A 25951-nucleotide genomic window follows, 5' to 3' on the forward strand; every position below is an offset into this window, starting at 1 on the left:
CCGTTTCGCCGGGCCGTCAGACCGGCAGGGCCCAGGCCTGGTCGACCCGGTGGTCGCCGCAGGGGGCCAGCCGCAGCCGCCCGGCCGGGGCGTCCGGGGTGGCGGCCGCGGCGGGGGCCGTCAGGCACAGCCCGCCGGTCTCCTCCACTAGGGCGCCGTCGCGCCGGGGTGTCCAGCTCTGGCCGGGCTGCCGCTCCGGCCGGGGCCCGCAGTCGGCCAGCTCCACGAGGCCGTCCTCGCCCGCCGACAGGCACTCGCCGGCCAGCCGCACGCTCCCGTCCTCGCCCAGGACCCACCGCTGGTCGGGGGCGCCGGTGCAGGGGGCCAGTACGACGGCGCCGACGCCCGAGGTGTTGGCCCCGTCGGCGCACCTGGCGCCGTCACCGACGATCTGCCCGGTGGGCACGGCCTCGGCGCAGCCGCGCGTGCTGAGCCGCCAGACCCCGGTGTCGTGCCCGGCCACCTTCCCGGTCAGCCGGTCGGAGACCGTACGGCGCGTCCCGCTCCACAGGTCCTGCGCGTCGGCCGTGCAGTCGGACAGCCCCAGCTCGTCGAGCGGCACGCTGATGTCGCGGGTGCCGGCCGAGCGGTTGAGCACGGCCACGGCGCGGTCGCCGTCGGCGAGCGGCCGGACCAGGATCTCGAAGGTGGCGTTGGAGGAGACCACGGCCCCCTGACGGCCCATCGGGTCCTGGTCCAGCTCGATCATCCGGGTGTTGCCGAGGGCCGCGAGCCCCTCGGAGGTCAGCTTCGAGACCTCCGAGGACAGGATGAAGGGGGACGCCATCATGGCCCAGAGGGCGACCTGGCTGCGGCTCTCCGCCGCCGTGAGTCCGGGGGCGCCCGCGATCAGGAAGTCGGGGTCGTTCCAGTTGCCGGGGCCCGCGTACCGGCCGAGCCAGCGGTTGTAACCGTAATTGCCCAGGACCGAGCTCCACCGCGAGGTGGCCGGCGTGGTGGGGTTGTAGACCTTGATGTCCTTGCCCTCGCGCCACAGCTGGCCGGTCTCGCCGACCCAGCCGAGGACCCTGTGCCAGTCGGAGCCGCCCCACTCGCCCTGCTGGAAATAGGCGGGCGCGGAGGCCGACAGGACCATGTCGCGGCCGCTCTCCCGCATGGCCTGCGCGACGGCGTTGTAGGCGTCCCGGTAGGCCTGTTCCTTGGTCTTGCCCTCCGGCACCCAGAGGTTGCAGCCGTCCATTTTGACGTAGTCGACGTTCCAGGAGGCGAACTGCCGGGCGTCCTGAGCGTAGTGGTCCGCGCCACCGCCCTGGGGGGCGCCGCTGCCGGGGTACTTCTCGCAGGTGAGGGAGCCGGCGTCCTGGTAGATGCCGAACTTCAGTCCCTTGGCGTGCAGATAGTCGCCGAGCCAGGCCATGCCGTGCGGGAACTTCTCCGTGTCGACGACCAGACTGCCGTCCGCGTCCCGGCTCTTGGTCATCCAGCAGTCGTCGACGGTCACCGTGTCGTAGCCCTTGGCGGCGAGCCCGGTCGACACGAGCGCGTCGGCGTTGGCGACGACCTTGGCCTCGTCGATGTCGCACATGTAGTGCGCCCAGTTGTTCCAGCCCATGGGAGGGGTGAGCGCGAGCGGGGTGTCCGAGGTCGCCCTGGGCTCGGCCGCCACCGGGGCGGGGGAGAGCGCGAGGGTGAACAGGGCGGCCGCGGTCAGGCAGGGGAGCGTTGCACGCATGCGAGGCGGCACGGAGTCTCCTTGACGTGGGGGCAGTCGTGCGCCCAGTGCAGCGATGCGATTACCCACTGTCAACAAAAGTCGCTGGTTGTCGGCCAATGACCAGCAATATGGCTGCAATCGCTGTCACACGTACGTGGTGATACGGCGTAACATACGCCCCGCAATACGCCGTATGTTACGGTGTATCGCATGCCGAGAAGATCAATGGCCCTCGACCGCGCGACGCCTGAGGCCATCGCGGCCGCCGCCCTGCGGATCCTCGACGAGGAAGGGCCGGAGCGCCTGAGCTTCCGTACCCTCGCCGACCGGCTCGACGTCTCCCACGCCACCGTGCAGCGCCGCTGCGCCGACCTCGCCGGGCTGCTCGACCTGTGTACCGAGCACCTGGCCGCGCAGCTTCCCGAGATCCCCGCCGGCACGGACTGGGCGCAGGCCACCGAGCAGCGCTTCCGCGCGCTGTACCTGCTGCTGACCGCCCACCCCGGCCTGCTGGTGCTGCGCGGCGGCCGGCCCTGGCTCGGCCGGCAGCTGCTCGCCCGGCTCGTTGAGCCCGCCCTCGCCGACAGCATGGCCGCGGGGATGACCGCCGCCGAGGCGATGACCGTCTACCGCCGTATGTACCTGCTCACCCTGGGCAGCGCGGCCTTCGTGGACCACCGGGATCCGGCCGGGGTCACCGCCGCCTCGCGGGCGGCCCTCGCCGCGCTGGATCCGCAGGACTTCCCCGTGCTCTCCGCCGCACTGCCCGACGTACTGCCCGCCCTGACGGACCACGAGGTGTTCTACGGCGCCCTGCGCCAGCTGATCGAGGCGGCCCGGTCCGCCCTGCCCGCACCGCCCGCCCGACCCGCCCCGCCCACCCGGCACACCACCTGATGCGGAGACCGACCATGGAACCGGCACAGCAGCTCGACTACGCGGCCGTACGCGCCGCGGCCGCCCGCATCGCCGGCGGGACGCGGCCCGTCGCGGTGGCGCCCGCTGCCGACGGGGTCTGGTACGCACTGGAGTACCTCCAGCACACCGGCACCTTCAAGGCGCGCGGCGCCCGCAACTTCCTCGCCGCCCACCACGAGGCCGGCTCCCTGCCGGACGCCGGCGTCACCATCGCCTCCGGCGGCAACGCCGGACTCGCCTGTGCCTGGGCGGCCCGCGCGCTGTCCGTGCCCGCGACCGTGTTCCTGCCCGCCAACGCCCCGCACGTGAAGGTGGAACGACTGCGCGGATACGGCGCCGACGTACGGCTCGTCGGCGACCGGTACGCCGACGCACTGGCCGCCTGCGAGGAGTTCGCCGCCGAGAGCGGAGCCCTCGGCAGCCACGCCTACGACCACCCGCTCATCGCGGCGGGGGCCGGGACGCTGTTCGACGAGATCCGGGGCGCGCTGCCCGGGCTGGACACCGTGGTCGTCGCGGTCGGCGGCGGCGGACTGTTCGCCGGGGTCGCCACCGCCGCGCGCGCACACGGTGTCCACGTGGTCGCGGTCGAGCCGGAGAACTGCCGGGCCCTGAACGCCGCCCTGGCGGCGGGCCGGATCGTGGACGTGGCCGTGGACTCCGTGGCCGCCGACTCCCTGGGGGCCACCCGGGTCTCGGCGGACGCACTGGCCGCCGCCCAGGAGAAGAACGTGTCGTCGGTCCTCGTGTCCGACGCGGAGATCACGGCCGCCCGGCGCGCTCTCTGGGAGGAGCACCGGATCGTGGTCGAGGCCGGCGCGGCCACCGCGTCGGCGGCGCTGCGCAGCATGCCGCAGCCGCTGGGCGAGCGGGTCGCCGTCATCCTCTGCGGGGCCAACACGGACCCCCGGGACCTGGTGGCCCCCGGGGCCTGAGCCCGAAGCGCCCGGCAGGCCGTCCCGCCGTCAGTCGTCAGTCGTCAGTCGTCGTCCTCGTCCTCGCCCTCGCGGACGACCACGACCGTGCCTGCGGAGTACTGCACCACCTGCTGGCTCACCGATCCCAGCAGCGCACCCTTGAAGCCGCCGTACCCGCGCGTGCCGACCACCGTCAGATCCGCCTCCTTCGAGGCGTCGACCAGGACCTGCGCGGGGGACCCCTGCTCGACGCGGCGGAACACCGGCACGCCGGGCGAGGCGCCGACGGCGGCGGCGACGGTGTCCGCCAGCTTCCGCCGGGCCGCCTCCTCGGCCGTCACCGCCCCGGCGTCGGCGGTCTCGGCGCCCGTCGAACCGAGGGCGAACGGACTGCTGTGCCAGTCCCAGGCCATGACGGCGTGCACGCGGCCGTCGATGAGCGCGGCCTGCGCGACCGCCCAGCGCACGGCCTCCCTGGAATGCTTCGAACCGTCCACGCCGACGACGATCAGAGGCTCGATGGGGTGCTCACTCACGGGGGTTCCTCTCACTTCGCCCGAATAGTCGATCTCCTCCCTGTATACACGGACCCGGGGGCCCGACCTCGAACGACGATCGTTGCGACGGCCGACGACTTTCGAGGACAGCCCGCGACCTGCGCCCCTTGCGAGGGTGTGAGTGTCCAGGCGACGGCCGCCGGACACGGAGCGACATGGAGGAACGGGCGTGGCGCAGCGCAAGGGTTGTCTGATCGGGTGCGGGGTGGCGCTGGTGCTGGGCGTGGGCATCGTCGTCGCCGTGGTCTTCGGCATGGGCAAGGTCCTCGACATGGCCGACAAGACACTCGTCGATCCTGCGGTCTACGAGGCCGTGAAGACCGGCGACCCGGAGAACGAGGTCCGCGGCAAGCTCCCGTCGGGCGAGAGCTTCGTCAAGAGCGCCCTCAAGGAGGGCGGACCGGCCGAGCTTGAGGGCAGTGCCTGCGCCTGGTACCTGTCCAGCGGCGAGACCAGGAACGGCAAGGAGACGGTGCTCCGCTTCTGCTTCAAGGACGGCAAGCTCGCGGAGAAGACCGAGTACCCCATGCAGTAGACCCTCGCTCCCGGCCCCAGCCGGCCCCCAGCCTGCCCGGCCTGATCCGGGCTCCGGTCGGCCGCAATCGCGCCGGACACGGTCCGCCTCCGCGGACGCCGCCGGGGGATGCCTGAAGGGGCCGCGTGGTGGCCGGGGTAAAGCGCATGAGTGCCGGGTCCTGGACAACCGGCGATAAAGAGTCAAACCGTGACGGCCGACCAGCTTTGGTCTCTCATCCATACCGATCGCAAAGGCCTTTGCACTCAAGCGCGTCAGACCAGTTCAGCGGAACAGCGGGCGGGCCTTTCACGGGGCACGCGCGCCCGTCGTGGCATTCGGCACCTATGCGCCACAGGTCGGCGGAGCCCCCACGGCCTCGTTGACGAGGTCTTGCTTTCGAGTGACGGTGGGCACCGCCTCCGGCGATGCGGCCGGACTTCTTCGAAGGCGGCGACGATGACTCGTGCGAACCCGACGCGTTTGGCTGTGGTCACGCTGGTGACCGGCGCGCTCCTCTCGACCGCCGCGTGCGGCCTCAGCGCAGGCGCCGGTGATGCGAAGGAGGCGGAGAGGACGGGAGAGGTGGCGGGGAGGATCACCTTCCGGACCCTGCAGTTGAAGCCCACGTTCACGGCCTACGTACAGGGGGTCATCGACGCCTTCGAGGCGAAGTACCCCGAGGCCGAGGTCAAGTGGGAGGACGTTCCCGGCGACGGCTACAACGAGAAGCTCGTCGCCGACGCCCAGGCGGGAGCCCTCCCGGACGTGGTCAACCTCTCCACCGACTCCTTCCAGCTCCTTGGCGACCGCGGCATGCTCGCCGACGTCGCCAAGCTCGACGGGGCGTCGGCCGAGGCATACGTGCCGGGCGCCTGGGAGCAGTTCAAACTGCCCGGCAAGGGCGACAGCGTGTACGCGTACCCGTGGTACGTGACCCCCGAGATCCTCACGTACAACAGAGATCTCTTCGAGAAGGCCGGCCTGGACCCGGCCGCACCGCCCACCAGTGTCGAGCAGTTCTTCGACTACGCCGAGCGGATCGCCGCCAGGTCCGGCGGCCGGTACTTCGCCTTCATGGCCGACCCCAAGGGACGCCTGCCCGGCGACTGGCAGAAGATGGGCATCCCGATCCTCAGCGAGAAGCAGGACCGGTTCACCTTCGACACCGACGAGGCGGTCGCATGGGTGGAGCGCATGAAGGACCTGTACGCCAAGGGCGCCATGCCCAAGGAGTCCCTCCTCAAGTCCGACGACATCAACCAGCTCTACGGCGGCGGCAAGATCGTGTTCGGTCCGGGTTCCCCCGGCTTCGTCAAGGACATCAAGCAGAACGCCCCGCAGGTCTACGCCCAGACCCAGGTCGCGGGAGCCGTCACCGGCAAGCTCGGCCACATCGGCATCTACGCCCAGTCGCTCGGCATCAAGAAGGACACCCGGCACCTCGACGCGGCGGCCGAGTTCGCCCGATGGGTCACCAACGGCCCCAACCAGGTGGAGTTCTCCAGGAAGGCCACCATCTACCCGTCCCACGCACGGGGCCTCGCGGACCCGTTCTTCTCGGACCGGGGCGACGGAAAGGACGCGGAGACCCTCGCCCGGGCGATCGGCGCCGACCAGTTGAAGACCGCCGCACTCGACGCCAACACCCCCGTCCAGTGGACCAACCAGGTCGGCGACGCCGTCGTACGGGAGGTGCAGAAGGCCGTCACGGGTGAGCAGGACGCCCGGACGGCGGTGAAGAAGGCCGAGGAAGCGGCGAACAAGCTCCTCGCCGACGCGGCCCGGAAGTGACCGGCGGCGGCGCCGGGAAGCCGGTCGGCGGCCCCGCGGCACACAGGAGGCGCCGCAGAGCGGCGCGGCGGGCCATGGAGGCCGAGACCGGGCTGCCGCACCGCCCATGGTGGACCCCCTACCTGTTCCTCGCCCCCGGCCTGGTGATGGTGGTGCTCTTCAGCCTCTGGCCGTTCGTCAACACCGTCATCCTCTCCCTCACCGACGCCCGGATTTTGCGCGCCGGCACCTTCGTCGGCCTCGACAACTACCGGCGGGCCTTCGCCGACCCCGACTTCTGGGTCGCGACCGGCAACAGCGTGCTGTACCTCGTGGTCGTCGTACCGTGCCTGGTCCTCCTGCCGCTGGCCCTCGCGGTGCTCGTCCAGGCCAAGATCCCCGGCATCGGCTTCTTCCGCTCCGCCTTCTACACGCCGGTGATCGCCTCCGCCGTGGTCGTCGGGCTGATCTGGCAGTGGGTGCTGCGCAGCGACGGTCTCGTCAACACCGTCTTCCGGCGGCTGAACGTCGTCTCCGAGCCGATCCCCTTCCTGACGGACAGCACGATGCTGCTGGTCTCCGCGATGATCGTGACCGTGTGGAAGGGCCTCGGCTACTACATGGTCTTCTACCTGGCGGCCCTCGGGAACGTCTCCGCGTCCCTCTACGAGGCGGCCGCGATCGACGGCGCCGGCCCCGTCCGCCGCTTCTTCAGCATCACCGTCCCGCAGGTCAAGCCGATGATGCTGCTGGTCGGGACCCTCTCCGCGATTTCGGCGCTGCGCGTGTTCACCGAGATCTACATCCTCGGAGGCGAGAGCGGCGGCCCAGGCGGGGCCGCCCGCACCCTGCCCTTCCTCATCCGGCAGGTCGGCCTCGGATTCTCCGGCGAGACCGGCTACGCCTCCGCCGTCTCCATCCTGCTGTTCCTCCTCACCCTGGTCTTCAGCCTGCTGGGCCGCCGTCTGTCGAAGGGAGACGAGAGGTGAGCACCGCGTCCTCCCCGCGGAGCGAGGAGACCCACCGGCGCGGCGGCGCCGGCGCCGATCGTGGCCGCGACCCCGGACGGGGGCGCCGGCGCCGGAGGATCGCTCTGGCCGCCCGGTACGCCACGCTCATGCTCATGCTCGTGGTCATGCTGGGCCCGATCGTCTGGCAGTTCCTGACCTCGATCCGCGGCCGCACCGAGAACGTGTACGACGGCGTGCTGCCCACGCAGCCCACCCTCGACAACTACGTCCGGGTCGCCGAATCCTTCCCGCTGCTGCAGTACATGGGCAACACCCTCACCGTCGCGTTCCTCGCGATCACCTCGAACATGCTCTTCGCGGCGATGGGCGGATACGCCCTGTCCCGGGCCGCCTGGAAGGGCCGCAGGGCCGTCTTCACCGTGCTGGTGGCGACCCTGATGTTCCCCTTCGAGTCCGTGATGATCTCCATGTTCCTGACGGTCCGCGAGATGGGCCTGGTCGACACCCTCGTCGGCGTCTGGCTCCCGGGCGCGGTCTCCGTGCTCAACATCATGATCATGCGGGCGGCGTTCCTCGCCGTGCCCAAGGAGGTCGAGGAGGCCGCCGTCCTGGACGGGGCGGGTGAATGGACACGCTTCACCCGGGTCTTCCTCCCCGCCGCCAAGGGCGCGCTCGCCGTCGTCTGCATCACCAGCTTCATGGGTGCCTGGGACGACTTCCTGTGGCCCCTGCTGGTGCTCACCGACAGCGACCACTACACCCTGCAGCTCGGCCTGAAGACCCTGGCCGGCGCCACCACCGTCAACGACCAGCGACTCATCGCCGCCGGCGCGATGGCCGCGCTCCTCCCGATGATGCTCCTCTTCTTCGCCCTCCAGCGTTTCTTCTTCAAGGGCGTGGGCGAGGGAGCCGTCAAGATCTGAGCCGGCCCGTCCAGCGACCGTACCGACCACCACCCTCCCTGGGAGCAGCCGTCATGCACGACGACCGCAGCATCACCGAGCACCGCCTCCGCCGGGTCCTGAAGGAGCGGATCAAGCCCGCCGTCCACTCCCGCCCGGTCCCGCTGACCGTCGAGCGCTGGGAGGCTCCGGCCGAGCCCGTTCCCGTCGCCGAGGGGCTGGCGGCCGCCTACGAGCCCTGCGCGGTCGGCGACCTGTGGGGCCCGGCCTGGGGCACGACCTGGTTCAGGGTCACCGGCACGGTCCCCGCCGACTGGGCCGGCCGGACGGTGGAAGCCGTCCTCGACCTCGGCTTCGACCGCATGATGCCCGGCTTCCAGTGCGAGGGCCTGGTCCACCGGGCCGACGGCAGCGAGATCAAGGCGCTCAACCCGTACAACGACTGGGTGCGTGTGGCCGACCGGGCCGAGGGCGGCGAGCGCGTCGAGTGGTACGTCGAGGGCGCCTCCAACCCCGTCCTGGTCGACCACGCGGTCACCTACGAGGGCGACCGGCAGACCAGCGGCGACCAGCCCCTGTACCGGCTCGCCCGAATGGACCTGACGGTCTTCGAGACCGAGGTCTGGGAGCTGGTCCAGGACCTCGAGGTCCTCTACGACCTGATGACGCAGCTCGACGGCGGGGACGCCCGCCGGTACGGGATCCTGCACGCCATCGGCGGCGCGCTGGACGCGCTGGACCTCGGCGACGTGCCCGGCACGGCGCCCGCCGCCCGCGCCTGCCTCGCCGGGGTGCTGGCCGCGCCGGCCCACGCCTCCGCGCACCGGATCAGCGCGGTCGGCCACGCCCACATCGACTCCGCGTGGCTGTGGCCGCTGCGCGAGACGGTGCGCAAGGTCTCGCGCACCGCGTCGAACATGGTCAGTCTGATGGACGAGCACCCCGAGTTCGTCTTCGCGATGTCGCAGGCGCAGCAGCTCGACTGGATCAAGACCTACCGGCCCGAACTCTTCGAGCGTGTCAAGAAGAAGATCGCGGACGGGCAGTTCGTGCCGGTCGGTGGCATGTGGGTGGAGTCCGACACCAACATGGTCGGTGGCGAGGCGATGGTCCGCCAGTTCCTCTACGGCAAGAAGTTCTTCCTCGACGAGTTCGGCATCGAGACCCACAACGTGTGGCTGCCCGATTCCTTCGGCTACACCGCCGCGATGCCGCAGATCGTCAAGCTCTCCGGCTCCACCTGGTTCCTGACCCAGAAGATCTCCTGGTCCCAGATCAACAGGTTCCCGCACCACACGTTCTGGTGGGAGGGCATCGACGGCACCCGCGTCTTCACGCACTTCCCGCCGGTCGACACCTACAACTCCGACCTCGGCGGCGCCCAGCTGGCACACGCCACCCGCAACTACCGTGAGAAGGGCCGTGGTTCGCGTTCACTGGTCCCCTTCGGCTGGGGCGACGGCGGGGGCGGCCCCACCCGCGAACACCTCGCCCGCGCCCGGCGCCAGCGGGACCTGGAAGGCTCCCCGAAGGTCCGGATCGAGCGGCCCGACGCCTTCTTCGAGAAGGCCCACGCCGAATACGGCGACGCACCCGTCTGGGCCGGCGAGCTCTACCTGGAGCTGCACCGCGGCACCTACACCTCCCAGGCCAAGACCAAGCAGGGCAACCGGCGCAGCGAGTCCCTCCTGCGCGAAGCGGAGTTGTGGGCCGCCACCGCCGCCGTGAAGGTGCCGGGGTACGCCTACCCGTACGGGGACCTGGAACGGATCTGGAAGACGGTGCTGCTGCACCAGTTCCACGACATCCTGCCCGGCTCCTCCATCGCGTGGGTGCACCGCGAGGCGCGCGAAACGTACCGGACAGTTTGCGAGGAGCTCCGGGGGATCACCCTCGCCGCGCAGCGGGCTCTGGCGGGGGAGGGCGGCGAGGACATCGTCTTCAACTGCGCCCCGCACGCCCGGCGCGGCATCCCGGCCGGCGGCGCGGGCCGCCCGGCCGGGGCCGGGGAACCGGTCACGCTGGAGGAGCGGCACGGCGGTGGACACGTCCTGGCCAACGGCCGGCTGCTCGTGGAGATCGACGGACGCGGCCTGATCGTCTCCGTCTACGACCTGGAGGCGCGCCGCGAGACGGTCGCGCCGGGAGCCGCGGCGAACCTGCTCCAGATCCACCCCGACTTCCCGAACATGTGGGATGCCTGGGACGTCGACGCGTTCTACCGCAACAAGGTCACGGACCTGGTGGAGCTGGACGCCCTGGAGGTCGCCGAGAGCGGGCCGTCGGCCGCCACCGTCCGGGTCACCCGCTCCTTCGGCTCCTCCACCGCCGTCCAGGCGGTCACGCTGCGGGCCGGGGCCAGGACGGTGGACATCGTCACGGACGTGGACTGGCACGAGACGGAGAAGTTCCTGAAGGCCGCCTTCCCGCTGGACGTGAAGGCCGAACGGACCGCCTCCGAGACGCAGTTCGGGCACGTCTACCGGGCCACTCACACCAACACCTCGTGGGAGGCCGCGAAGTTCGAGATCTGTGCCCACCGCTGGATCCACGCGGAGGAACCCGGCTGGGGCGTCGCCCTGCTCAACGACTCCACGTACGGGCACGACGTGACCCGTGACGTTCGCGCCGACGGCGGCCAGACCACCACGGTCCGGCTCTCCCTTCTGCGGGCCCCGCGCTACCCCGACCCGGAGACCGACCAGGGCGCCCACACTCTGCGGTTCTCGCTCGCACCCGGCGCCCGGATCGGGGACGCGGTCCGCGAGGGCCACGCCCTGAACCTGCCCGAGCGCACCGTGACCGGCGCGGGCCCGGTCGCCCCGCTGCTCGCCGTCGACGGGGACGCGGTCGTGGTCGAGGCGGTCAAGCTGGCCGAAGACCGCAGTGGCGATGTGATCGTCCGCCTCTACGAGTCCTTCGGCGGCCGTGCCACGGCCACGCTCGCGGCGGACTTCCCGATCACCGCTGCGGTGGAGAGCGACCTGCTCGAACGCCCCCTGGAGGGCTCGGCGGTGGGCACCCCCGCCCCGGACGGCACGGTCGCCCTGACCCTGCGGCCGTTCCAGATCGTCACCGTCCGCCTGCGGCGCGCGTGAGCTGCCGGGCGCGCGCGGCCGGCTGAGCTACCGAGTGCCCGAGTGCCCGAGTGCCCGAGCACGGGGGTGCGGCAAGCGCGGCCCGGGCCGGGTCACCGGTCCAGGGCCGCGTCCCACGCCTGCGGAGAGGCGTAGTGGTGGCAGTGGCCGTCCGTGAGCACGCGGCGCAGCGGAGCCAGGTGCTCGGTGTCCGGTGGGAGGTCCAGCCCGTCCAGCAGGGCGAGGGCCCGCACGGGGTCGAGGCCGCCGTACAGGTCGTGGTAGCTGCGCAGGACCGCCCGGAACACCGCGTGGTGCAGGTCCGGTACCCGGGCCGCGGCCCGGTAGGTCTCCACCTTCGCGTCCCACGCCGCGGGGCCCGAGTACTCCAGCACCCGCCGTGCCCGCCGCAGCAACGGCTCGGATGCGCCGGGCACGAGCAGGTGCCGGTCGTTGCCGAGGACCTCCGCGAAGGCCTGAGCGGAGGTCCTGGAGTCCTCGAACCAGTCGAGCCACAGAGAGCTGGTGTAGGCCTCGTACTCCCGGACGGCTTCGAGCCGCTGCCGGTAGCCGTCCCACAGGAGGTCGTGGGGGAGCGGCCCGCGCCTCCCCACGTGGGTCGTGTGGACCTGACCGGACACCAGGGTGTGGGAGCCGAGCAGGTCCATCAGACCCAGTGCCACGCGCAGTTGGCCGGCGAGGTCGAGGTCCTCGTCGTCGAACGCCGTCCAGCCCACCTGGTCGCAGACGTCGGTGGTGGTGAGCGGTCCGGCAGGAGGGTCGGCGTCCCACCACGTCGACGCGCCGGTCTGGGTGATCTCGGATGCGGCCAGCCAGCGGCGGGCGAGCTCGCTGTCGGGTACGTCGTCGAGGAAGGCCGCGACCTCCCGCACGAACTCCCGCGGCGCGCCCGCGTGGACCAGGTGGCCCACCGGGATCGTGGTCATCCGGGCGTCGGGGATCCGGCGGACCAGCTCCGCGATGCCGTCCTGCGGGACGTGGCTGGTGGGGCCGCCCGCCACCACCAGGGTCGGGGCGGTGATCCGCCCGAGTCCCTCCAGCCAGGCCGGATCGGGCCGGTCCAGCTGAGGCCTGACCGCGAGGACCACGTCCCAGTCGAAGTCCAGGTCGCCTTCGGGCCGTACCGGCGCGACCGGCTCGCGTGGAAGAGGGGCCGGTACGTCCTCAAGGACGAGCCGGACCACCCGGTGCGGCGCGGACTGCGCGACCAGGTGGGCCACGACCGCGCCCATCGAATGCCCGGCGAGGTCCACACGGTCGAGCCCCAGGGCGTCCAGGAGGCCGAGCACGTCGTCGCGCATCAGCTCCAGCGAGTACTCCGCCGTCCGCCCGCTGCGGCCATGCCCGCGCAGGTCGAGTGCGTACACCCGGCGCTCCCGCGCGAGCGCGTCCTGTACGACGGTCCAGTCGTCGGCGGTCCCGCCCAGCGCGGGGAGCAGGACCAGCGGGTCACCCTTCTCGGGCCCGGCCGTCCGGTACGCCAGCGCGACGCCGTGCACGGTGAGGGTGTGATGCTCTGCCATCCGGCCGAGCCTACGGCGCGCACGGAACCGCGTGGACGGCGGTCATACCGGTGGCGTAGGTTTCCGGCTGCCCGCCCCCGTCGGCGGGCTTCTTCATGTCACCGTCCATCCATGGGGGTTCCGCGTCATGTCCTTCGGCACCAGCTCACTGCCTCCGCTCGGCGCGCCCCCGGTGCGCCGAGCGTTCCGTTCGCCGAAGGGCCTGGCCACCGCCCTGACCGTCCTGCTCGGCCTGTGCGCCACGACCCGCCTGCTGAGCCTGGGCGCCGGGGTGAACAGGTACCTGGTCATGGACACCGCCGTGGAGGGCGGGGTGGCGGACCCGGACCCTTCATGGCGCCTGTACTCGATGGCGTTGAGCCTGGCCCTGTTGGCCATGGCCGCCACTGCGGTGGTCTTCGTCGTCTGGTTCCACCGGGTCCGGGTGAACGCCGGTGCGTTCGCCCCGGGGATGTTCGGCCGGGGGATGTTCGGGCGGAGCACCGGCTGGGCGATCGGGGTCTGGTTCATCCCGCTCGTCGGCTGGACCGTCCTTCCCTACATGATCGCCGTGAACGTCTGGGCGGCCAGCGCGTCGAGACTGCCCGGCGCCGCCTCGGCACCTGTCTCCGCTGCTCCCGTCACCGCCTGGGTCGGTTCGTTCGGTGCGGCGATGCTGGTGTCCCTCGCCTCCAACCAGGTCGCCGACAGCGCCACGACCGGCGCTGCGCTGCGCGACGCCGTGCTCGTCGGTGCGGCTTCGGACCTGCTCTACGCCGTGGCTGCGGGACTGGCCGTCCTCTTCGTACGGCGACTGTCGGCGATGCAGTCGGCGGCGTGAACTCCGCCACACAAGGCGTGCCCGCAGCCCGGAATCCCCGGGCAGCGGCCGCCCGCCTGGTTATGCACCTAGTTGCATAATGGGCCTCCCCTCGCTAGAACAGGTTCATCACCCCCGCGCGAGGAGGCGCCCCCCATGAGTTCCCAGAGCCGGTACCCGCACCTTCTGAGCCCCCTGGACCTCGGGTTCACCACCCTGCCGAACCGCGTGATCATGGGCTCGATGCACACGGGCCTCGAAGAGCACGAGCGAGGCTTCGAACGCCTCGCCGCCTTCTACGCCGAGCGCGCCCGCGGTGGCGCCGGCCTGATCGTCACCGGCGGCATCGCCCCGAACGACGCCGGCCGCCCCTTCGAGGGCGGCTCGCGCCTCACCACCGAGGACGAGGCCGCCGAGCACCGGGTGATCACCGAGGCGGTGCACGCCGAGGGCGGGAAGATCGCGATGCAGATCCTCCACTTCGGCCGCTACGCCTACCACAAGGACCTGGTCGCCCCCACCGCCCTCCAGGCGCCCATCAGCCCCTTCGTGCCGAACGAGCTCAGCGACATCGAGGTCGAGCGGACCGTCGAGGACTTCGTCCGGGCCGCCCGCCTCGCCAAGCTCGCCGGATACGATGGCGTCGAGATCATGGGCTCCGAGGGCTACCTGATCAACGAGTTCATCGCCGCCGCGACCAACAAGCGCACCGACCGCTGGGGCGGCGCGTACGAGAACCGGGTCCGCTTCCCGCTCGAGATCGTCCGCCGCACCCGCAAGGCCGTCGGCGAGGACTTCATCCTCATCTACCGGCTCTCCATGCTCGACCTGATCCCCGGCGGCTCCACCCTCGACGAGGTCGTCCACCTCGCCAAGGAGATCGAGGCGGCCGGGGCCACCATCATCAACACCGGCATCGGCTGGCACGAGGCCCGCATCCCCACCATCGCCACGTCCGTCCCGCGCGGCGCCTACACCTGGGTCACCAAGCGGCTGATGGGCGCGGTGAGCGTCCCGCTCGTCACCAGCAACCGCATCAACACGCCGGAGATCGCCGAGGAGCTGCTCGCCGACGGCCGCGCCGACCTGGTCTCCCTGGCCCGCCCCTTCCTCGCCGACGCCGACTTCGTCGCCAAGGCCGCGGCCGGCCGCTCCGAGACCATCAACACCTGCATCGGCTGCAACCAGGCCTGCCTCGACCACACCTTCAGCGGCAAGATCACCAGCTGCCTGGTCAACCCGCGCGCCTGTCACGAGACCGAACTCGTCCTGTCGCCCACGCGGACGAAGAAGAGCGTGGCCGTCGTCGGCGCCGGCCCGGCCGGCCTCGCCTGCGCGGTCTCCGCCGCCGGCCGCGGCCACGCCGTCACCCTCTTCGAGGCCTCCGGTCACATCGGCGGCCAGCTCGACGTCGCCCGCCGCATCCCCGGCAAGGAGGAGTTCGAGGAGACGATCCGCTACTTCGGCACCCAGCTCGCCTCCCACGCCATCGACGTCCGGCTGAACACCCGCGCCGACGTGGAGACTCTCCAGGGCTTCGACGAGGTCGTCGTCGCCACCGGCGTCACCCCCCGCACCCCCGACATCGAGGGCGTGGACCACGCCAACGTGGTGAACTACCTCGACGTGCTGCGCGACGGTGCTCCCGTCGGCGAGCGCGTCGCCGTCGTCGGGGCCGGCGGCATCGGCTTCGACGTCGCCGAGTTCCTGACCGACAGCGGCGAGGGCGCCTCCCAGGACCCGGCCGTCTACTTCCGCCACTGGGGCGTGGACACCGCGTACACCGGACCCGGCGGGCTCACCGCGCCCGAGCGCCCCGCGCCGCCGCGCCAGGTCCACCTGCTCCAGCGCAAGGCCACCAAGGTCGGCGCCGGCCTCGGCACCACCACCGGCTGGATCCACCGCGCGGAGCTCAAGCACCGTGGGGTCGTCTCCGTCGCCGGCGCCACGTACGACCGCATCGACGACGACGGCCTGCACATCACCGTCGACGGCGAGCAGCGGCTCGTACCGGCCGACACGGTCGTCCTGTGCACCGGCCAGGAGCCGCGCCGCGACCTCTACGAGGCCCTGCGCGCGGCCGGCGTCGAGGCGCACCTGATCGGCGGCGCCGACGTGGCGGCCGAGCTCGACGCCAAGCGGGCCATCCGCCAGGGCACCGAACTGGCCGCAAGCCTGTAGCACCTGAAGCGTCCGAACGAAAGGGATTGTGGCGGCCCGGCCGGGCCGCCACAATCTCCCGGTGACGTTCTCACCCGCAGACGCAGACAAGATCCTCGCCGACAACTTCGCCCCCTGGGTGCTCGCGCTCGGACTGACCGTCCAGGAGACGGGCGAGCGGCACGCCGTACTGAGGCTGCCCTGGTCCGAGGACCTGGCCCGGGACGGCGGCGGCCTCTCCGGGCAGGCCATGATGGCGGCCTCCGACACCGCCACCGTCATCGCGATCTCCGCCGCCCGCGGCGCGTACGGCCCGATGACCACCGTCCAGCAGTCGACGAGCTTCCAGCGACCGGTGGTCGGCGCCGATGTGCTGATCCACGTACGCGTCACCAAGCTCGGCAAGCGGATGGCCTTCGCGGACATCACCCTGACCCCCGAGGGCGCCGACGAACCGGCCGCCACGGCCTCCACGGTCTACGCCCTCCTCGGATAGCCCGCTCACCGGCCACGGCGCACGCCCCGGCGAGGACCGTCGATCACCTCGGGCGCCGTCCGGCACGGCACGACGGACTCGCTCCGGCGAGCGCCCGGTCCACCCCTGATCCCGGCGCGCTCCGCGAGAGCCGGCACGGTGGCGGTGAGGCCTTCGCTGTGGCTTCCCCTGCGACGGCCAAGGGAGTTGGGCGGGCATGGGAGTCCGCTGATGCCGGGCCCGATGTGGGGTGGGCGGCGGATGACATGCATGCCGAGTCGGGCCGTGCCACCCTGTTCACAGGCCTCGGGAGGAGACAGCGGCGACGAACGGAGCGCGCTGTGAGCAGTCCCGTCCACTCCGCATCGAGGCGGCGCAGCGTGGCCGCAACGTGCGCCGCACTGCTGTTCGTGGCGCTCGCCTCGGGTACGGCGGCCGGAGCGCCGTCGCCGTCTCCTTCCCCGTCTCCGGGGGCGTCCGGTGGCGGAGGTCAGGACCGGCTCGACCCGCGCATCACGGAGATCATGCGCAAGCCGGAATACCGCCATGCCCAGTGGGGCCTGCTGCAGACCGGACCGGACGACGGGCGCGTGGTGCACAGCCTGTCCCCCGGGCAGTTCTTCATCCCCGGGTCCACCGCCAAACTGATCAGCGTCTCGGGGCCGTGGCAGACCCTCGGCTCGGACCACCGGTTCGTGACGCCGCTCTACGCGGTCGGCGAGCGGAAGGGCGGCACGCTGACGGGCGACCTCGACCTCGTCGCCCAGGGCGACCTCACCATGGGCGGCAGGACGCGACCCGACGGCACGGTCGGTTACACCGATCTCGACCACACCTACGCCAACGACTTCCCCGGCGCGACCCTCACCCCGGAGAACCCCCTCGCCGGGATCGACCGGCTCGCCCGGCAGACGCGCGCCTCCGGCATCACCCGCCTCGACGGCGACGTGATCGTCGACAGTCGGCTCTTCCGGCCCGACCCCGTCCTCGACCCCACCCCGACACCGCTGATCATCAACGACAACCTGATCGACCTGCTGACCACTCCCGGGGACCGCGCCGGAGCGGACGCCCGGCTGGACTGGCGCCCGAAGGTCGCTCCCTACCAGGTCAGCTCCACGGTGAAGACCGTGGCGGCCGGTGAGCCGACCGCGGTCACGGTGACGGCCACAGACGGCGGCACCCGGATCCGGCTGTCCGGAACGATCGCGGCGGACGCCGAGCCGCTGCTGCGCACCTCCCCGATCACCGACCCGGCCGCCTTCGGCCGCGCCGCCCTGATCGAGGCGCTCCGGCGGGCAGGAGTACAGGTCAGCGCCGACCCCGCGGGCCCCAACCCGGTGGCCCGGCTGCCGCGCGACTTCGCGGGACGGCCGCGGGTGGCCGAGTACACCTCTCCGCCCTTCGCCCAGTACGCCAAGCTGATCCTCAAGGTCAGCCACAACCTGGGCGCCAACCTCGGCATCTGCCTGATGGCGGTCAAGGCCGGCAGCAACCAGTGCGAGGACGGCTTCCCCGTGCTCGCCGACTTCCTGGACCGGGCGGGCGTGGACCGCAGGCAGGCGCAGCTCATGGACGGTCGCGGCGGCAACCCCGCGGACCGCGCCACGCCCCAGGCGCTCGTGCAGATGCTGGCGTACTGGCAGCGCACCCCTGACGCGCGGCTCTTCCGGGAGGCCCTGCCCATCCTCGGCGTCGACGGTCTGCTGGCCGAGAACTGCCGCAGCTGCCCGGCGCGCGGGAAGGTGTTCGGCAAGACCGGCGCGGCCGTCGGAGGCGACGCCCTGAACGACCGCCTGGCTGTCGGCGCCATCACGATCGCCGGATACCTGGACAAGGGCGGTGGCCGCTTCGACACCTTCTACGCGGGCGTCAACGGCGCCTCCACGCCGACCGCCGACCCCGCCGGGGTGCTGACCATCGCCAACGACCTCGCCATGATCGCCGCCTACCTCCAGGAGTCGCCCTGATCCGCGGGCGACCCGCGTATCCACCCCGGGCCGGGACCCGCCCCCTCTGTCCCCCTGCCCCTCCTGCTCCTCCCTCCCCTGGAAACCCGGGTGACAGGGCGGAAGGCCCTCCCCTAACGTCCCCGTGTGTGCGTCCCGACCCGTGGGACGCACGGCAGAAGGGGACGGGACATCTCACCGGAATCCGCAACCCGCCATACGAGCCCCCCGCTCCGGCGGAACAAGGACTTCAACGTCTTCTGGCTCGGCCAGGCGCTGTCCGTGCTCGGCGGGTCCGTCTCGCTGCTCGCACTCCCGCTGCTCGTCCTCGACGCCACCGGGTCCATCGTTCAGATGGGCCTGGTCACGGTCGTCTCCGGGGCCACCGCCATCGGGACGGGGGTGTTCGCCGGATACGTGGTGGACCGGGCGGACCGCCGCCGTCTCATGATCGTCTGCGATCTGGTGCGGGCGGTCCTGCTCGGCGCGGTGCCGCTCGTCTGGTGGGCCGCCGGACCTCAGATCTGGCTGCTGTACGTACTGACCGCGCTGGTCGCCGTACTGAAGACGCTGTTCGACGTGGCGTACGTGACGGCCGTGCCGAATCTGGTGCGCACACAGGACCTCACCGCCGCCAACGGCCGGCTGATGGGCACCTTCGCCCTCGGGACCCTGCTCGGGCCGGTGGCCGCCGGCTTCATCACCGCCGGGGTGGGCGCGGACTGGGCGCTGGCCGTGGACGGGGCGACCTTCCTGGTCTCCGCCGCCAGTCTCGGATGGGTGAGGTTCACCCCCCGGCCCCCAGGTGACCGTACCGGCACCGACAAGGCCCGGGCCGGGGCGGCATCCGGAGCCGGGGTCGCAGCGGCATCCGGCTCCGGCTCCGGGGCGGTCTCGGCGCAGGCGTCCGGGGCGGCGTCCGGCGTGCTCCGGGAGATGTTCGTCGTCGGCTTCCGTTTCCTGTGGAGCCACCCGCTGCTGCGGCCGCTGACCATCCAGCTCACCCTGCTGACCTTCGTCACCATGGGCGCCACCGACCTGCTGATCTACCGGGTCCAGCACGACCTCGGCTGCAACGCCGCGACCCTCGGTTACGTGATCGCCGTGAGCGGGGCCGGCGCCGTCGCCGCGGCCCTGACCGCCGGCCGGCTGCGCCGGATCCTCGGCTTCGGGACGTGCTGGCTGACCTCGGTCGCGATGATCGCCGTCGGGGTGGCGGTGACGGGCGTCAGCCGCAGCGTGCCGGTGATCGCCGCCCTGGCCGCCGTGTTCATGTTCGGGATCACCCTGGGCGGGATCTGCACCATGACCCTGCGCCAGGAGGTGACCCCGGACCACCTGCTCGGCCGGGTCACGTCCGCCTTCTGGACCGTGCACAACGCCTCGGGCCCGGTGGGCGCGGCTGTGCTCACGCTGATGGCCGCGCGCCACGGGGTCCCTGCGGTCAGCCTCGCCGGCGGGGCGCTGTGCCTGCTGGTCCTCGGCGCTGGGCTGCTGACCCCGCTGCGTGGCAGCCGGGTCGGCGCGGCCCCGGGCCCGGGCCCCGGCCCGGGCCCTGGCACTGGCACAGGCCCGGCCCCGGAAGCTGCCGCCGGGCCGTCGGCGCGCGCGTAGGGTGCCGCTCTGAGATCGTGGATCACGGGACGTGGCATCGAGGAGCTGCATGTCAGGACCGCATCGTCGGCTTCGACCCGCCGTACCCGATCCGCTGGACGGAGCAGAGCAGGAACCTCGTCACGGCCGACGGCTACGACTTCGAAGCCCTCCCCGGCGACCGCACCAGGGTCCGGATCTTCAACTCCCTCGAAGGCCACGGCCTCGGCAGACTGCTCGTCGGCCTCGCGTTCAGCGCACAGCCCGCAAGGACGCCCCCGACTTCGGCCGCCGTATCAAGGCGGCCGCGGAGGCGTCCCTCACGCAGGTGCGCTCAGGTGCGCTCAGGCCGGCGTCAGAACCGCCCGGGGCCGCCCGGGAACGGCAGCGGCTTCGACGGCGCCACCGCATCGCGGCGCTCGGCGGCAGCCGGCGGGTTCTGGCAGGTCACGTCCTCGGCGGGCAGCAGGCCCGTGGCGAGGTACGAGTTCACCGGGGCGTTGGCGCAGGAGGCGGCGTCGAAGAGGTACACGCCGTGGCCCTCACCGCCGGCCGCCAGCACCATCCGCGAGCCCTTGAGCGCGCGGTGCAGGCCCTGGCCGCTGGAGAGCGGGGTCTGTGAGTCCCACTCGTTCTGCACCGTCAGAACGTTCGCCTTCTTGTGCATCGGCGTGGCGGACTCGACGGGCCGGTCCCAGAAGGCACACGGCTTGATGTTGGAAGCAAAGTCGCCGTACAGCGGGTACTTGATCTTGTCCTTCGCCGCGTCCCGCTCGTACTGCTCCGTGTAGCGGGGCCAGTTGCCGGTGTCCCCGCACACCACGGCCCAGAAGACGGCGGTGCCGTTGTCCGTGGCGGGCTCGGCGGCCCTGCCGCCGGTGAGCAGCCGCTTCAGCTCCGCCGGGTTCGCGGCCGCGGGCAGCGGCTTGCCCTCGGCCGCTGCCTTGAGGGCCGCCATCAGCGGGGTGGCCTGCGACGGGTAGAAGAACACCCCACGCGCGGACCGGATCAGGTCTCCGTCGACTTTCTGCCCCTCGAAGTCGATCGGCTCCCGGTCGGCGCGTTCCACCAGCCCCCAGAACGTGTCGGACACGGCCTTCGGGGTGTCGCCCAGCTGGTACTCGGCGGACCGCTCCGCCGCCCACTGCGTCCACCGCGCGAAGGCGGGCTCGGCTTCCGTGGCCCACACCTGGATCATGCCGCGCCAGATCTTCTGCGGGTCCACACCGCTGTCGAGCACGAAGCGGTCCGTGCGCTCCGGGAACATCTGCGAGTACACCGCGCCGAGGTAGGTCCCGTACGAGTACCCCACGTACGAGATCTTCCGCTCGCCCAGCACCGCACGGATCGTATCCATGTCACGCGCCGTGTTGCGGGTGGTGATGTACGGCAGCACCGAACCGGCCTTCTCGCGGCACTTCTCGGCGACGGTGCGCGCCCACGTCACGTCGGAGGAGAAGGTCTCCGGGCGGTACGGCCGGTCGAAGTTCTGCTCGGTGTCCTCCAGCCCGCAGGTGATCGGGCTGCTGGCGCCGACCCCGCGCGGGTCGAAGCCGATGAGGTCGTACTGGTCCCGTACGTCCTTGGGCATCGCTTCGTCCATCAGCAGGGGCAGGTCCAGCCCGGGGCCGCCCGGGCCGCCGGGGTTGAAGAGCATGGCGCCGTGCCGCTTGGCGGGGTTCTCGCTCTTGAGCCGGGATATGGCGAGGTCGAGCGTGCGCCCGTCGGGACGCCGGTAGTCGAGCGGGACCTTGAGGGTGGCGCACTCGTACGCGGCCGGCTGCTCGGAGCTGCAGCGGTGCCAGGCGGGTTTCTGCTTCAGGTAGTCCGCTGCGGGGGCGGCGGAGACCTGTGTCGCGGTCAGCAGGGGCACGGTGCCGGCGATGAGTCCGGCGGCGGCGAGCAGCGGTGCGAAGCGTTTCAGGGCCACTGAGCCGATCCTTTCGGTGAAGTCGCTTACAACTCCACCTTGTTGCACGGCGAGCCGGGCCGAATCATCCCGGAGGGCCGTGCCGTGTGCTCCTCACGAACGAGCCGGAAACGGACAACTGGCCGACACGCCGCAGTCGGCCTTTCTCACCAAGGCAGAGGTCGTTCCCGCGGGTTCAGTGTTGCGCGGAGTGGTCGCCGTGTGTGGTGCCGGTTTCGATGGAGCCGCCGAGCCGTTCGCGCAGGGTGGTCAGGGCCTCCGTCGTCTGGGCGGTGACGACCCATCGGTCCCCGACCAGATAGAGGCCGCCGTACATCCGGGCCTCGGTCAGCCAGGAGCGCAGTCCCTCGTCGGCGGCGAAGGTGGCCATGCGGTACGGGCCCTGCCCCGTCTCGCATCCGCCCTGCCGCAACTCCTCGGCTTCCACGCTCACTTCGGGGGTGCAGCCGAGAGCCTTCGCGATCTCCTCGATCGAGGAGGAGGGGGGCGCCGCCGCCTCTGCGGCCTTCCCGGCCTTCTCGGTCTTCCCGGCCTCACCGGACTCCTCGGTCTTTCCGGCGCAGCCTCCGCACAGCAGCGCGGCGATGGACACCGCGGCGACGGCCGCGAGCGACGGACGGATCCGCCGGGTGCGGCGGTCGGTGAACGGCATGGCGACCTCACTGGCTGATCGGGGCGGGGTCGTGGTGCCCGGGAGGGGAGGGCCCGGGCACCACGCGCATCGGGGAGGGGATGGAAACGGGGTGAGGGGTGGGGAGAGGACGGACGGGGAGGAGTAAGAGGAGGTAGGGGTAGGGGTTCGGGGGCCGGCTTTCCGGTGTCGTCCTAGCCGGCCGCCTTCGCCTTCTTGCCCTTGTCGGTGACGGCGAACCAGAGGCCCTGCTTGTTGTGCCCGCTGATGTCCCCGGCTTCCTTGTCACCGGTGAACGTATAAACCGGCCAGCAGTCGATCGTCAATTGTTCCGTTCCATCGGGCCGCTTCACCTTGCCCACCAATTCGGCAGCGATTCCGTTCACCTTTTCCTTGTCGACGGGTGCGGCGGGCTTCCACGTCTCCGCGCAGGCGCCGACACAGGTGACCTTCATCGGCCAGGCACTGTCCTTGTCGAACCGGTAGAGCGTCCGGCCCTCCGCATCCGTGATGATGGGGCCGAGGTCGGCGTTCTGGTCGACGGTGAGTGCCGCGCCCTGTCCGGCCTTGTCCGCTCCCTCCGCCCCGCTCGTGCCGGGGTCGGCGGCCGGCTTTCCGCCGGGGGCGGCCGGCTTCCCGTCGGGGCCCAGGACGTGCCAGGTACCGCCGACGCCCTCACCGAGCGTGTCGCCCGGCTTGGTGTCCTTCGCGTACCGGTACACGGGCCATCCCGCGAGCGTCAACTGCCGTGTGCCGTCGGCCCGTTCGACGGAGCCGAGGAGGGCTGTGTCGATGCCCTGACCTGCCGAGACGTCGTCCGCGGCCACGACGGGCCACGCCGTGGCGCAGTCCCCCTCGCAGTTGGACTTGGGGGGCTTGGGCGTGTCCTTGTCGAACCGGTAGAGCGTGAAGCCCTGGCTGTCGGTGACCGTCGCGCCCAACTCCGGGGTCTCCTGAACCTTCAGCTCCCCGGCCGGACCGTTCTTGCCTGCCTCGCCCGCCGGGACGGCGCCGGACCCGCTTCCGCTTCCGTACGCGCCGTCGTAGGCGGAGCCGACCTGTTTGCTGTCGCCCACCGGCTGGACCGAGCTCCCCTTTCCCGCCGAATTATCGGCGGTGCCGCATCCGGCGGTCATCAGAAGTACCGCGACCGCCGACCCGGCGAATATCTCACGACGCATTCTCTTCACGGTCTCTCCTTCAGGTTCGGTCCCGCGTTTTCGTGTCCCAGGTAATTGATACGGGGCCCGGGGCGACGGAAGGGAATATCCCTGGGAATTTGTCAGATCGCGCCAAGAATGAACCCGGCGCAATGGTTCAGTCCTGGATGCGGAGTGCGAGGGCCGGGCAGCGCCGCACCGCGCGCAGCGCCTTCTGCCGCAGTTGTCCCGGCACCGGCATGGAGGCCTGGGACGGGTAGCCGTCCGCGTCGAGCCGTACGACGTCGGGAAGGATGTCCACGCACAGCCCGTGCCCCTTGCAGAGGGTCCAGTCCACCACCAGCCGCTCCGGGTTCTCGTCCTCGGGCAGCGGCAGCGCCCCCAGCACCCGTCGGCCGCACCCGCTGCCGAGCGCGTGGTCCCGGAACTCGTCGGGGAACACGGCGAGCGCCGAGGCCACGAAGCGGGAGGTGCCGTCGGGGTGGCTGCAGGCGCCCCGGCCCAGGACCACCTTCATCCTCGCTTCCAGCGTCTCGAGGGCGTTTCTGCCCCCTCCCCTGATGGCGTCCTCCAGTACGTCGGCCAGTGCGGGCAGCCCCCGTACGCAGGGGCCGCACTGGCCGGCCGACTCCTTCGCCATCCAGCGGGTCACCCGTGCCACCTCGCCGGCCGGGCAGGTGTCCTCGGGCAGGGGCAGGACCGCCCCCGCCCCCAGCCGCGCGCCGAGCGAGTCGAGGGACTGCCGGGACACCTCCGCGGCGCGGGCGGACCCCGGATCCAGCCACTTGCCGTGGTAGCCGCCGACCAGGACGCCCTGGCCGGGATCAGTGCCGCACAGTTCCAGGATGTACGACAGCGCGGCCCCCGTCGGCGTCTCGACGACCGTGGAGCCGGCGACGGTCAGCAGCACGGTGCCCGGCTCGGCAGGCAGGCCGGCCTGACGGTAGTCCAGCGCGCCGAGCCGTGCGGCGACGGCGAGTTGGGCGAACGTCTCGGTGTTCGAGAGCAGGGTGGGCACGCCGCCCAGGCCTCTCTCGCTGGTGCGCACCTTCTGCCCGGACGGCACCGTCGCACCGCCGTTGAGGCCGCTGATCATGGCGGTGCCCTCGCCGGTGACGAAGCGCTCGGGAAGCCGGGCCACCCGCACCCGGCCGCCGGCCGGGCCGCGTTCCGCTATGGCCTCGCGCACCGACTGCTCCACGTCCGGCCGGGTGACGGCCACCACGACCTCCTCGGCGGAGAGCGCCGCGGCGGCCAGGACGGCTCCGTCGATCACCAGGTGCGGGGCGTGCAGCAGCAGCGCCTTGTCCTTGAGGCAACTCGGCTCGCCCTCACTGCCGTTGACGACGACGGCGGTCATCCCGTCGCGTGCCCGGGCCGACCGCATGACGGCGCGCAGTTTCCGGGAGAAGGGGAAGCCGGCCCCGCCGCGCCCCCGCAGGTCGATGTTGTCGGCGAGGTCGACGAGTTCGTCCGGGCGGTACGGGGGCAGCGAGCCGTGGGTGGTCAGATGGCCCACGCGGTCCAGCCGCGGGGCCTGGTCCAGCCCGGCCAGCAGCCGGGGGGCGCCCACACAGCCGAGGCTGGGGCGCGGGTAGCCGCTCACATCCACCGCTCAGGGGTGGCGAACTGTTCGCCGTCCCGCCCGCTGCCGGCCGGGCTCGGCGCGTACACGGCGGCACGCGGCGGGTAGTCGGGCCGGGGCGGCGGTGCGGGGCGGGCGGACGCGGCCGTACGCGTGCCCCGCCTCTGCCGGGGGAGGGCGACCGTGACGGGTGTCTGGGGCGCGGCCTGGGGAGCGGCCGGGCGTGAAGGCGCGTCGCGCATACGGGACCTGAGGCGCAGTGCGAGGAGACCGGCGACACCGACCAGGCAGAGCGCGTAGGCCGCCGTGACCCAGGTGTCGGCGGGCCGGCCCGCCTTGAGCCCGTGCACCAGTGATGCGCCCCAGGCCGGGTAGGCGCCGAGGTGGAGGGCCCGCCACCACAGCGAGCGGCCCTTGGTGGCGAACGCGCTGCGTACCGCGCCGGAGACGGCCACCGCCAGGAAGAGGTATCCGGCCAGTGTGCCGAGCCCGATCAGGACGGGCTGCTCGAGGTCGGTGAACGGCACCATGGCCGACCCCGCGGTCGTCCGCTGCTCTGCGATTTTGACCCAGATGTGGAGGGCCAGGAAGCCCAGGCCCGACACGGCGAGGCCCCGGTGCGCTCCCTGGGCCAGCAGGCGGTGACCGGACTCGAGAAGCACCCGGTCGGTGGCCACCAGCCCCCACAGAACGGTGGAGGTGAGCGAAACGAGCGAGATCACGCCCGCCCCGTAGTCGAGGAAGTCCCATAGCTGGGTGAAGGCGCCCGCGCGGGCGGCCACGATGAGGGAGACGAGAGCCGCGCCGGCGGCGCATAGGGC

At 71.9% G+C, this 25951-nt stretch carries 19 protein-coding genes and 2 pseudogenes; 13 read left to right on the top strand and 8 right to left on the bottom strand.

The annotated features are described in order from the left end of the window. Window positions 1–16: 16 nt before the first annotated feature. Entirely contained in the window at window positions 17–1693 is a 1677-nt protein-coding gene (locus tag ACWGIF_RS13510; protein WP_453495677.1) for a ricin-type beta-trefoil lectin domain protein, read from the bottom strand. A 192-nt stretch (window positions 1694–1885) separates the two neighbouring features. Here ACWGIF_RS13510 and ACWGIF_RS13515 point away from each other — a divergent pair, with 192 nt between their 5' ends. Continuing rightward, window positions 1886–2572, top strand: coding sequence for a TetR/AcrR family transcriptional regulator C-terminal domain-containing protein (locus ACWGIF_RS13515; RefSeq protein ID WP_453495679.1), 687 nt, complete (start codon window positions 1886–1888; stop codon window positions 2570–2572). 14 nt (window positions 2573–2586) lie between these two features. Next, the gene (locus ACWGIF_RS13520; protein ID WP_453495682.1) at window positions 2587–3528 is read left to right on the top strand and encodes a serine/threonine dehydratase; all 942 of its coding nucleotides are present in this window, start codon (window positions 2587–2589) and stop codon (window positions 3526–3528) included. 44 nt (window positions 3529–3572) lie between these two features. Here ACWGIF_RS13520 and ACWGIF_RS13525 read toward each other — a convergent pair whose 3' ends face one another. Then, window positions 3573–4046, bottom strand: a complete 474-nt coding sequence (locus ACWGIF_RS13525) for a universal stress protein (RefSeq protein ID WP_453495685.1) — start codon at window positions 4044–4046, stop codon at window positions 3573–3575. Window positions 4047–4236: 190 nt separating this feature from the next. Here ACWGIF_RS13525 and ACWGIF_RS13530 point away from each other — a divergent pair, with 190 nt between their 5' ends. The 5 genes from ACWGIF_RS13530 (at window position 4237) to ACWGIF_RS13550 (ending at window position 11325) form a co-directional block, all read left to right on the top strand. After that, window positions 4237–4602, top strand: coding sequence for a hypothetical protein (locus ACWGIF_RS13530; protein ID WP_453495688.1), 366 nt, complete (start codon window positions 4237–4239; stop codon window positions 4600–4602). A gap of 438 nt (window positions 4603–5040) precedes the next feature. Beyond that, entirely contained in the window at window positions 5041–6375 is a 1335-nt protein-coding gene (locus ACWGIF_RS13535; protein WP_453495691.1) for an ABC transporter substrate-binding protein, read from the top strand. A 74-nt stretch (window positions 6376–6449) separates the two neighbouring features. After that, entirely contained in the window at window positions 6450–7343 is an 894-nt protein-coding gene (locus ACWGIF_RS13540; protein WP_453495694.1) for a carbohydrate ABC transporter permease, read from the top strand. After that, on the top strand, window positions 7340–8248 hold the full coding sequence (locus ACWGIF_RS13545) for a carbohydrate ABC transporter permease (RefSeq protein WP_453495697.1): 909 nt from the start codon (window positions 7340–7342) through the stop codon (window positions 8246–8248). The genes ACWGIF_RS13540 and ACWGIF_RS13545 overlap by 4 nt, the downstream gene beginning before the upstream one ends. Window positions 8249–8301: 53 nt before the next feature. Further along, a complete protein-coding gene (locus ACWGIF_RS13550) occupies window positions 8302–11325 on the top strand; it encodes an alpha-mannosidase (RefSeq protein WP_453495700.1) in 3024 nt (1007 codons plus the stop codon). 92 nt (window positions 11326–11417) lie between these two features. On the opposite strand, the gene ACWGIF_RS13555 is transcribed toward ACWGIF_RS13550, so the two are convergent. Next, window positions 11418–12848, bottom strand: a complete 1431-nt coding sequence (locus ACWGIF_RS13555; protein ID WP_453495703.1) for an alpha/beta fold hydrolase — start codon at window positions 12846–12848, stop codon at window positions 11418–11420. Between the two features lie 127 nt (window positions 12849–12975). Between ACWGIF_RS13555 and ACWGIF_RS13560 the strand changes: the two genes are divergently transcribed. The 6 genes and pseudogenes from ACWGIF_RS13560 to ACWGIF_RS13585 form a co-directional block, all read left to right on the top strand. After that, the gene (locus tag ACWGIF_RS13560) at window positions 12976–13668 is read left to right on the top strand and encodes a DUF4328 domain-containing protein (RefSeq protein ID WP_453495706.1); all 693 of its coding nucleotides are present in this window, start codon (window positions 12976–12978) and stop codon (window positions 13666–13668) included. 135 nt (window positions 13669–13803) lie between these two features. Further along, a complete protein-coding gene (locus tag ACWGIF_RS13565; protein WP_453495709.1) occupies window positions 13804–15828 on the top strand; it encodes an oxidoreductase in 2025 nt (674 codons plus the stop codon). 61 nt (window positions 15829–15889) lie between these two features. After that, window positions 15890–16303 carry a PaaI family thioesterase gene (locus ACWGIF_RS13570; protein WP_453495712.1) on the top strand — a complete coding sequence of 138 codons (414 nt, stop codon included), beginning with the start codon at window positions 15890–15892 and terminating at the stop codon, window positions 16301–16303. 359 nt (window positions 16304–16662) lie between these two features. Further along, window positions 16663–18252: a D-alanyl-D-alanine carboxypeptidase/D-alanyl-D-alanine endopeptidase gene (dacB, locus tag ACWGIF_RS13575; protein ID WP_453495715.1), complete on the top strand. Its 1590-nt coding sequence runs from the start codon at window positions 16663–16665 to the stop codon at window positions 18250–18252. 126 nt (window positions 18253–18378) lie between these two features. Then, complete coding sequence (locus ACWGIF_RS13580; RefSeq protein WP_453495718.1) at window positions 18379–19845, top strand: MFS transporter; 1467 nt, start codon at window positions 18379–18381, stop codon at window positions 19843–19845. 59 nt (window positions 19846–19904) lie between these two features. Further along, window positions 19905–20143: pseudogene (locus ACWGIF_RS13585) on the top strand (SRPBCC family protein); the annotation flags it as partial. A 36-nt stretch (window positions 20144–20179) separates the two neighbouring features. Here the strand turns inward: ACWGIF_RS13585 and ACWGIF_RS13590 are convergent. The 5 genes and pseudogenes from ACWGIF_RS13590 to ACWGIF_RS13610 form a co-directional block, all read right to left on the bottom strand. After that, window positions 20180–21754, bottom strand: coding sequence for an alpha/beta fold hydrolase (locus ACWGIF_RS13590; protein ID WP_453495721.1), 1575 nt, complete (start codon window positions 21752–21754; stop codon window positions 20180–20182). Between the two features lie 175 nt (window positions 21755–21929). Beyond that, complete coding sequence (locus ACWGIF_RS13595; RefSeq protein ID WP_453495724.1) at window positions 21930–22406, bottom strand: hypothetical protein; 477 nt, start codon at window positions 22404–22406, stop codon at window positions 21930–21932. A gap of 173 nt (window positions 22407–22579) precedes the next feature. Beyond that, window positions 22580–23566: an SCO0930 family lipoprotein gene (locus tag ACWGIF_RS13600; RefSeq protein ID WP_453495734.1), complete on the bottom strand. Its 987-nt coding sequence runs from the start codon at window positions 23564–23566 to the stop codon at window positions 22580–22582. Window positions 23567–23702: 136 nt separating this feature from the next. Continuing rightward, window positions 23703–25118, bottom strand: coding sequence for an NADH-ubiquinone oxidoreductase-F iron-sulfur binding region domain-containing protein (locus ACWGIF_RS13605; RefSeq protein WP_453495726.1), 1416 nt, complete (start codon window positions 25116–25118; stop codon window positions 23703–23705). Between the two features lie 29 nt (window positions 25119–25147). Beyond that, window positions 25148–25951: pseudogene (locus tag ACWGIF_RS13610) on the bottom strand (cytochrome b/b6 domain-containing protein); the annotation flags it as partial.

It is taken from the genome of Streptomyces sp. NPDC054849 (genome assembly GCF_053610945.1).

Excerpts from the sequence above, each read along its gene's own strand:
- ACWGIF_RS13510 (WP_453495677.1), bottom strand. The coding sequence starts at position 1,693 with ATGCGTGCAACGCTCCCCTGCCTGACCGCGGCCGCCCTGTTCACCCTC.
- ACWGIF_RS13515 (WP_453495679.1), top strand. The coding sequence starts at position 1,886 with ATGCCGAGAAGATCAATGGCCCTCGACCGCGCGACGCCTGAGGCCATC.
- ACWGIF_RS13520 (WP_453495682.1), top strand. The coding sequence starts at position 2,587 with ATGGAACCGGCACAGCAGCTCGACTACGCGGCCGTACGCGCCGCGGCC.
- ACWGIF_RS13535 (WP_453495691.1), top strand. The coding sequence starts at position 5,041 with ATGACTCGTGCGAACCCGACGCGTTTGGCTGTGGTCACGCTGGTGACC.
- ACWGIF_RS13540 (WP_453495694.1), top strand. The coding sequence starts at position 6,450 with ATGGAGGCCGAGACCGGGCTGCCGCACCGCCCATGGTGGACCCCCTAC.
- ACWGIF_RS13550 (WP_453495700.1), top strand. The coding sequence starts at position 8,302 with ATGCACGACGACCGCAGCATCACCGAGCACCGCCTCCGCCGGGTCCTG.
- ACWGIF_RS13555 (WP_453495703.1), bottom strand. The coding sequence starts at position 12,848 with ATGGCAGAGCATCACACCCTCACCGTGCACGGCGTCGCGCTGGCGTAC.
- ACWGIF_RS13560 (WP_453495706.1), top strand. The coding sequence starts at position 12,976 with ATGTCCTTCGGCACCAGCTCACTGCCTCCGCTCGGCGCGCCCCCGGTG.
- ACWGIF_RS13565 (WP_453495709.1), top strand. The coding sequence starts at position 13,804 with ATGAGTTCCCAGAGCCGGTACCCGCACCTTCTGAGCCCCCTGGACCTC.
- ACWGIF_RS13595 (WP_453495724.1), bottom strand. The coding sequence starts at position 22,406 with ATGCCGTTCACCGACCGCCGCACCCGGCGGATCCGTCCGTCGCTCGCG.
- ACWGIF_RS13600 (WP_453495734.1), bottom strand. The coding sequence starts at position 23,566 with ATGCGTCGTGAGATATTCGCCGGGTCGGCGGTCGCGGTACTTCTGATG.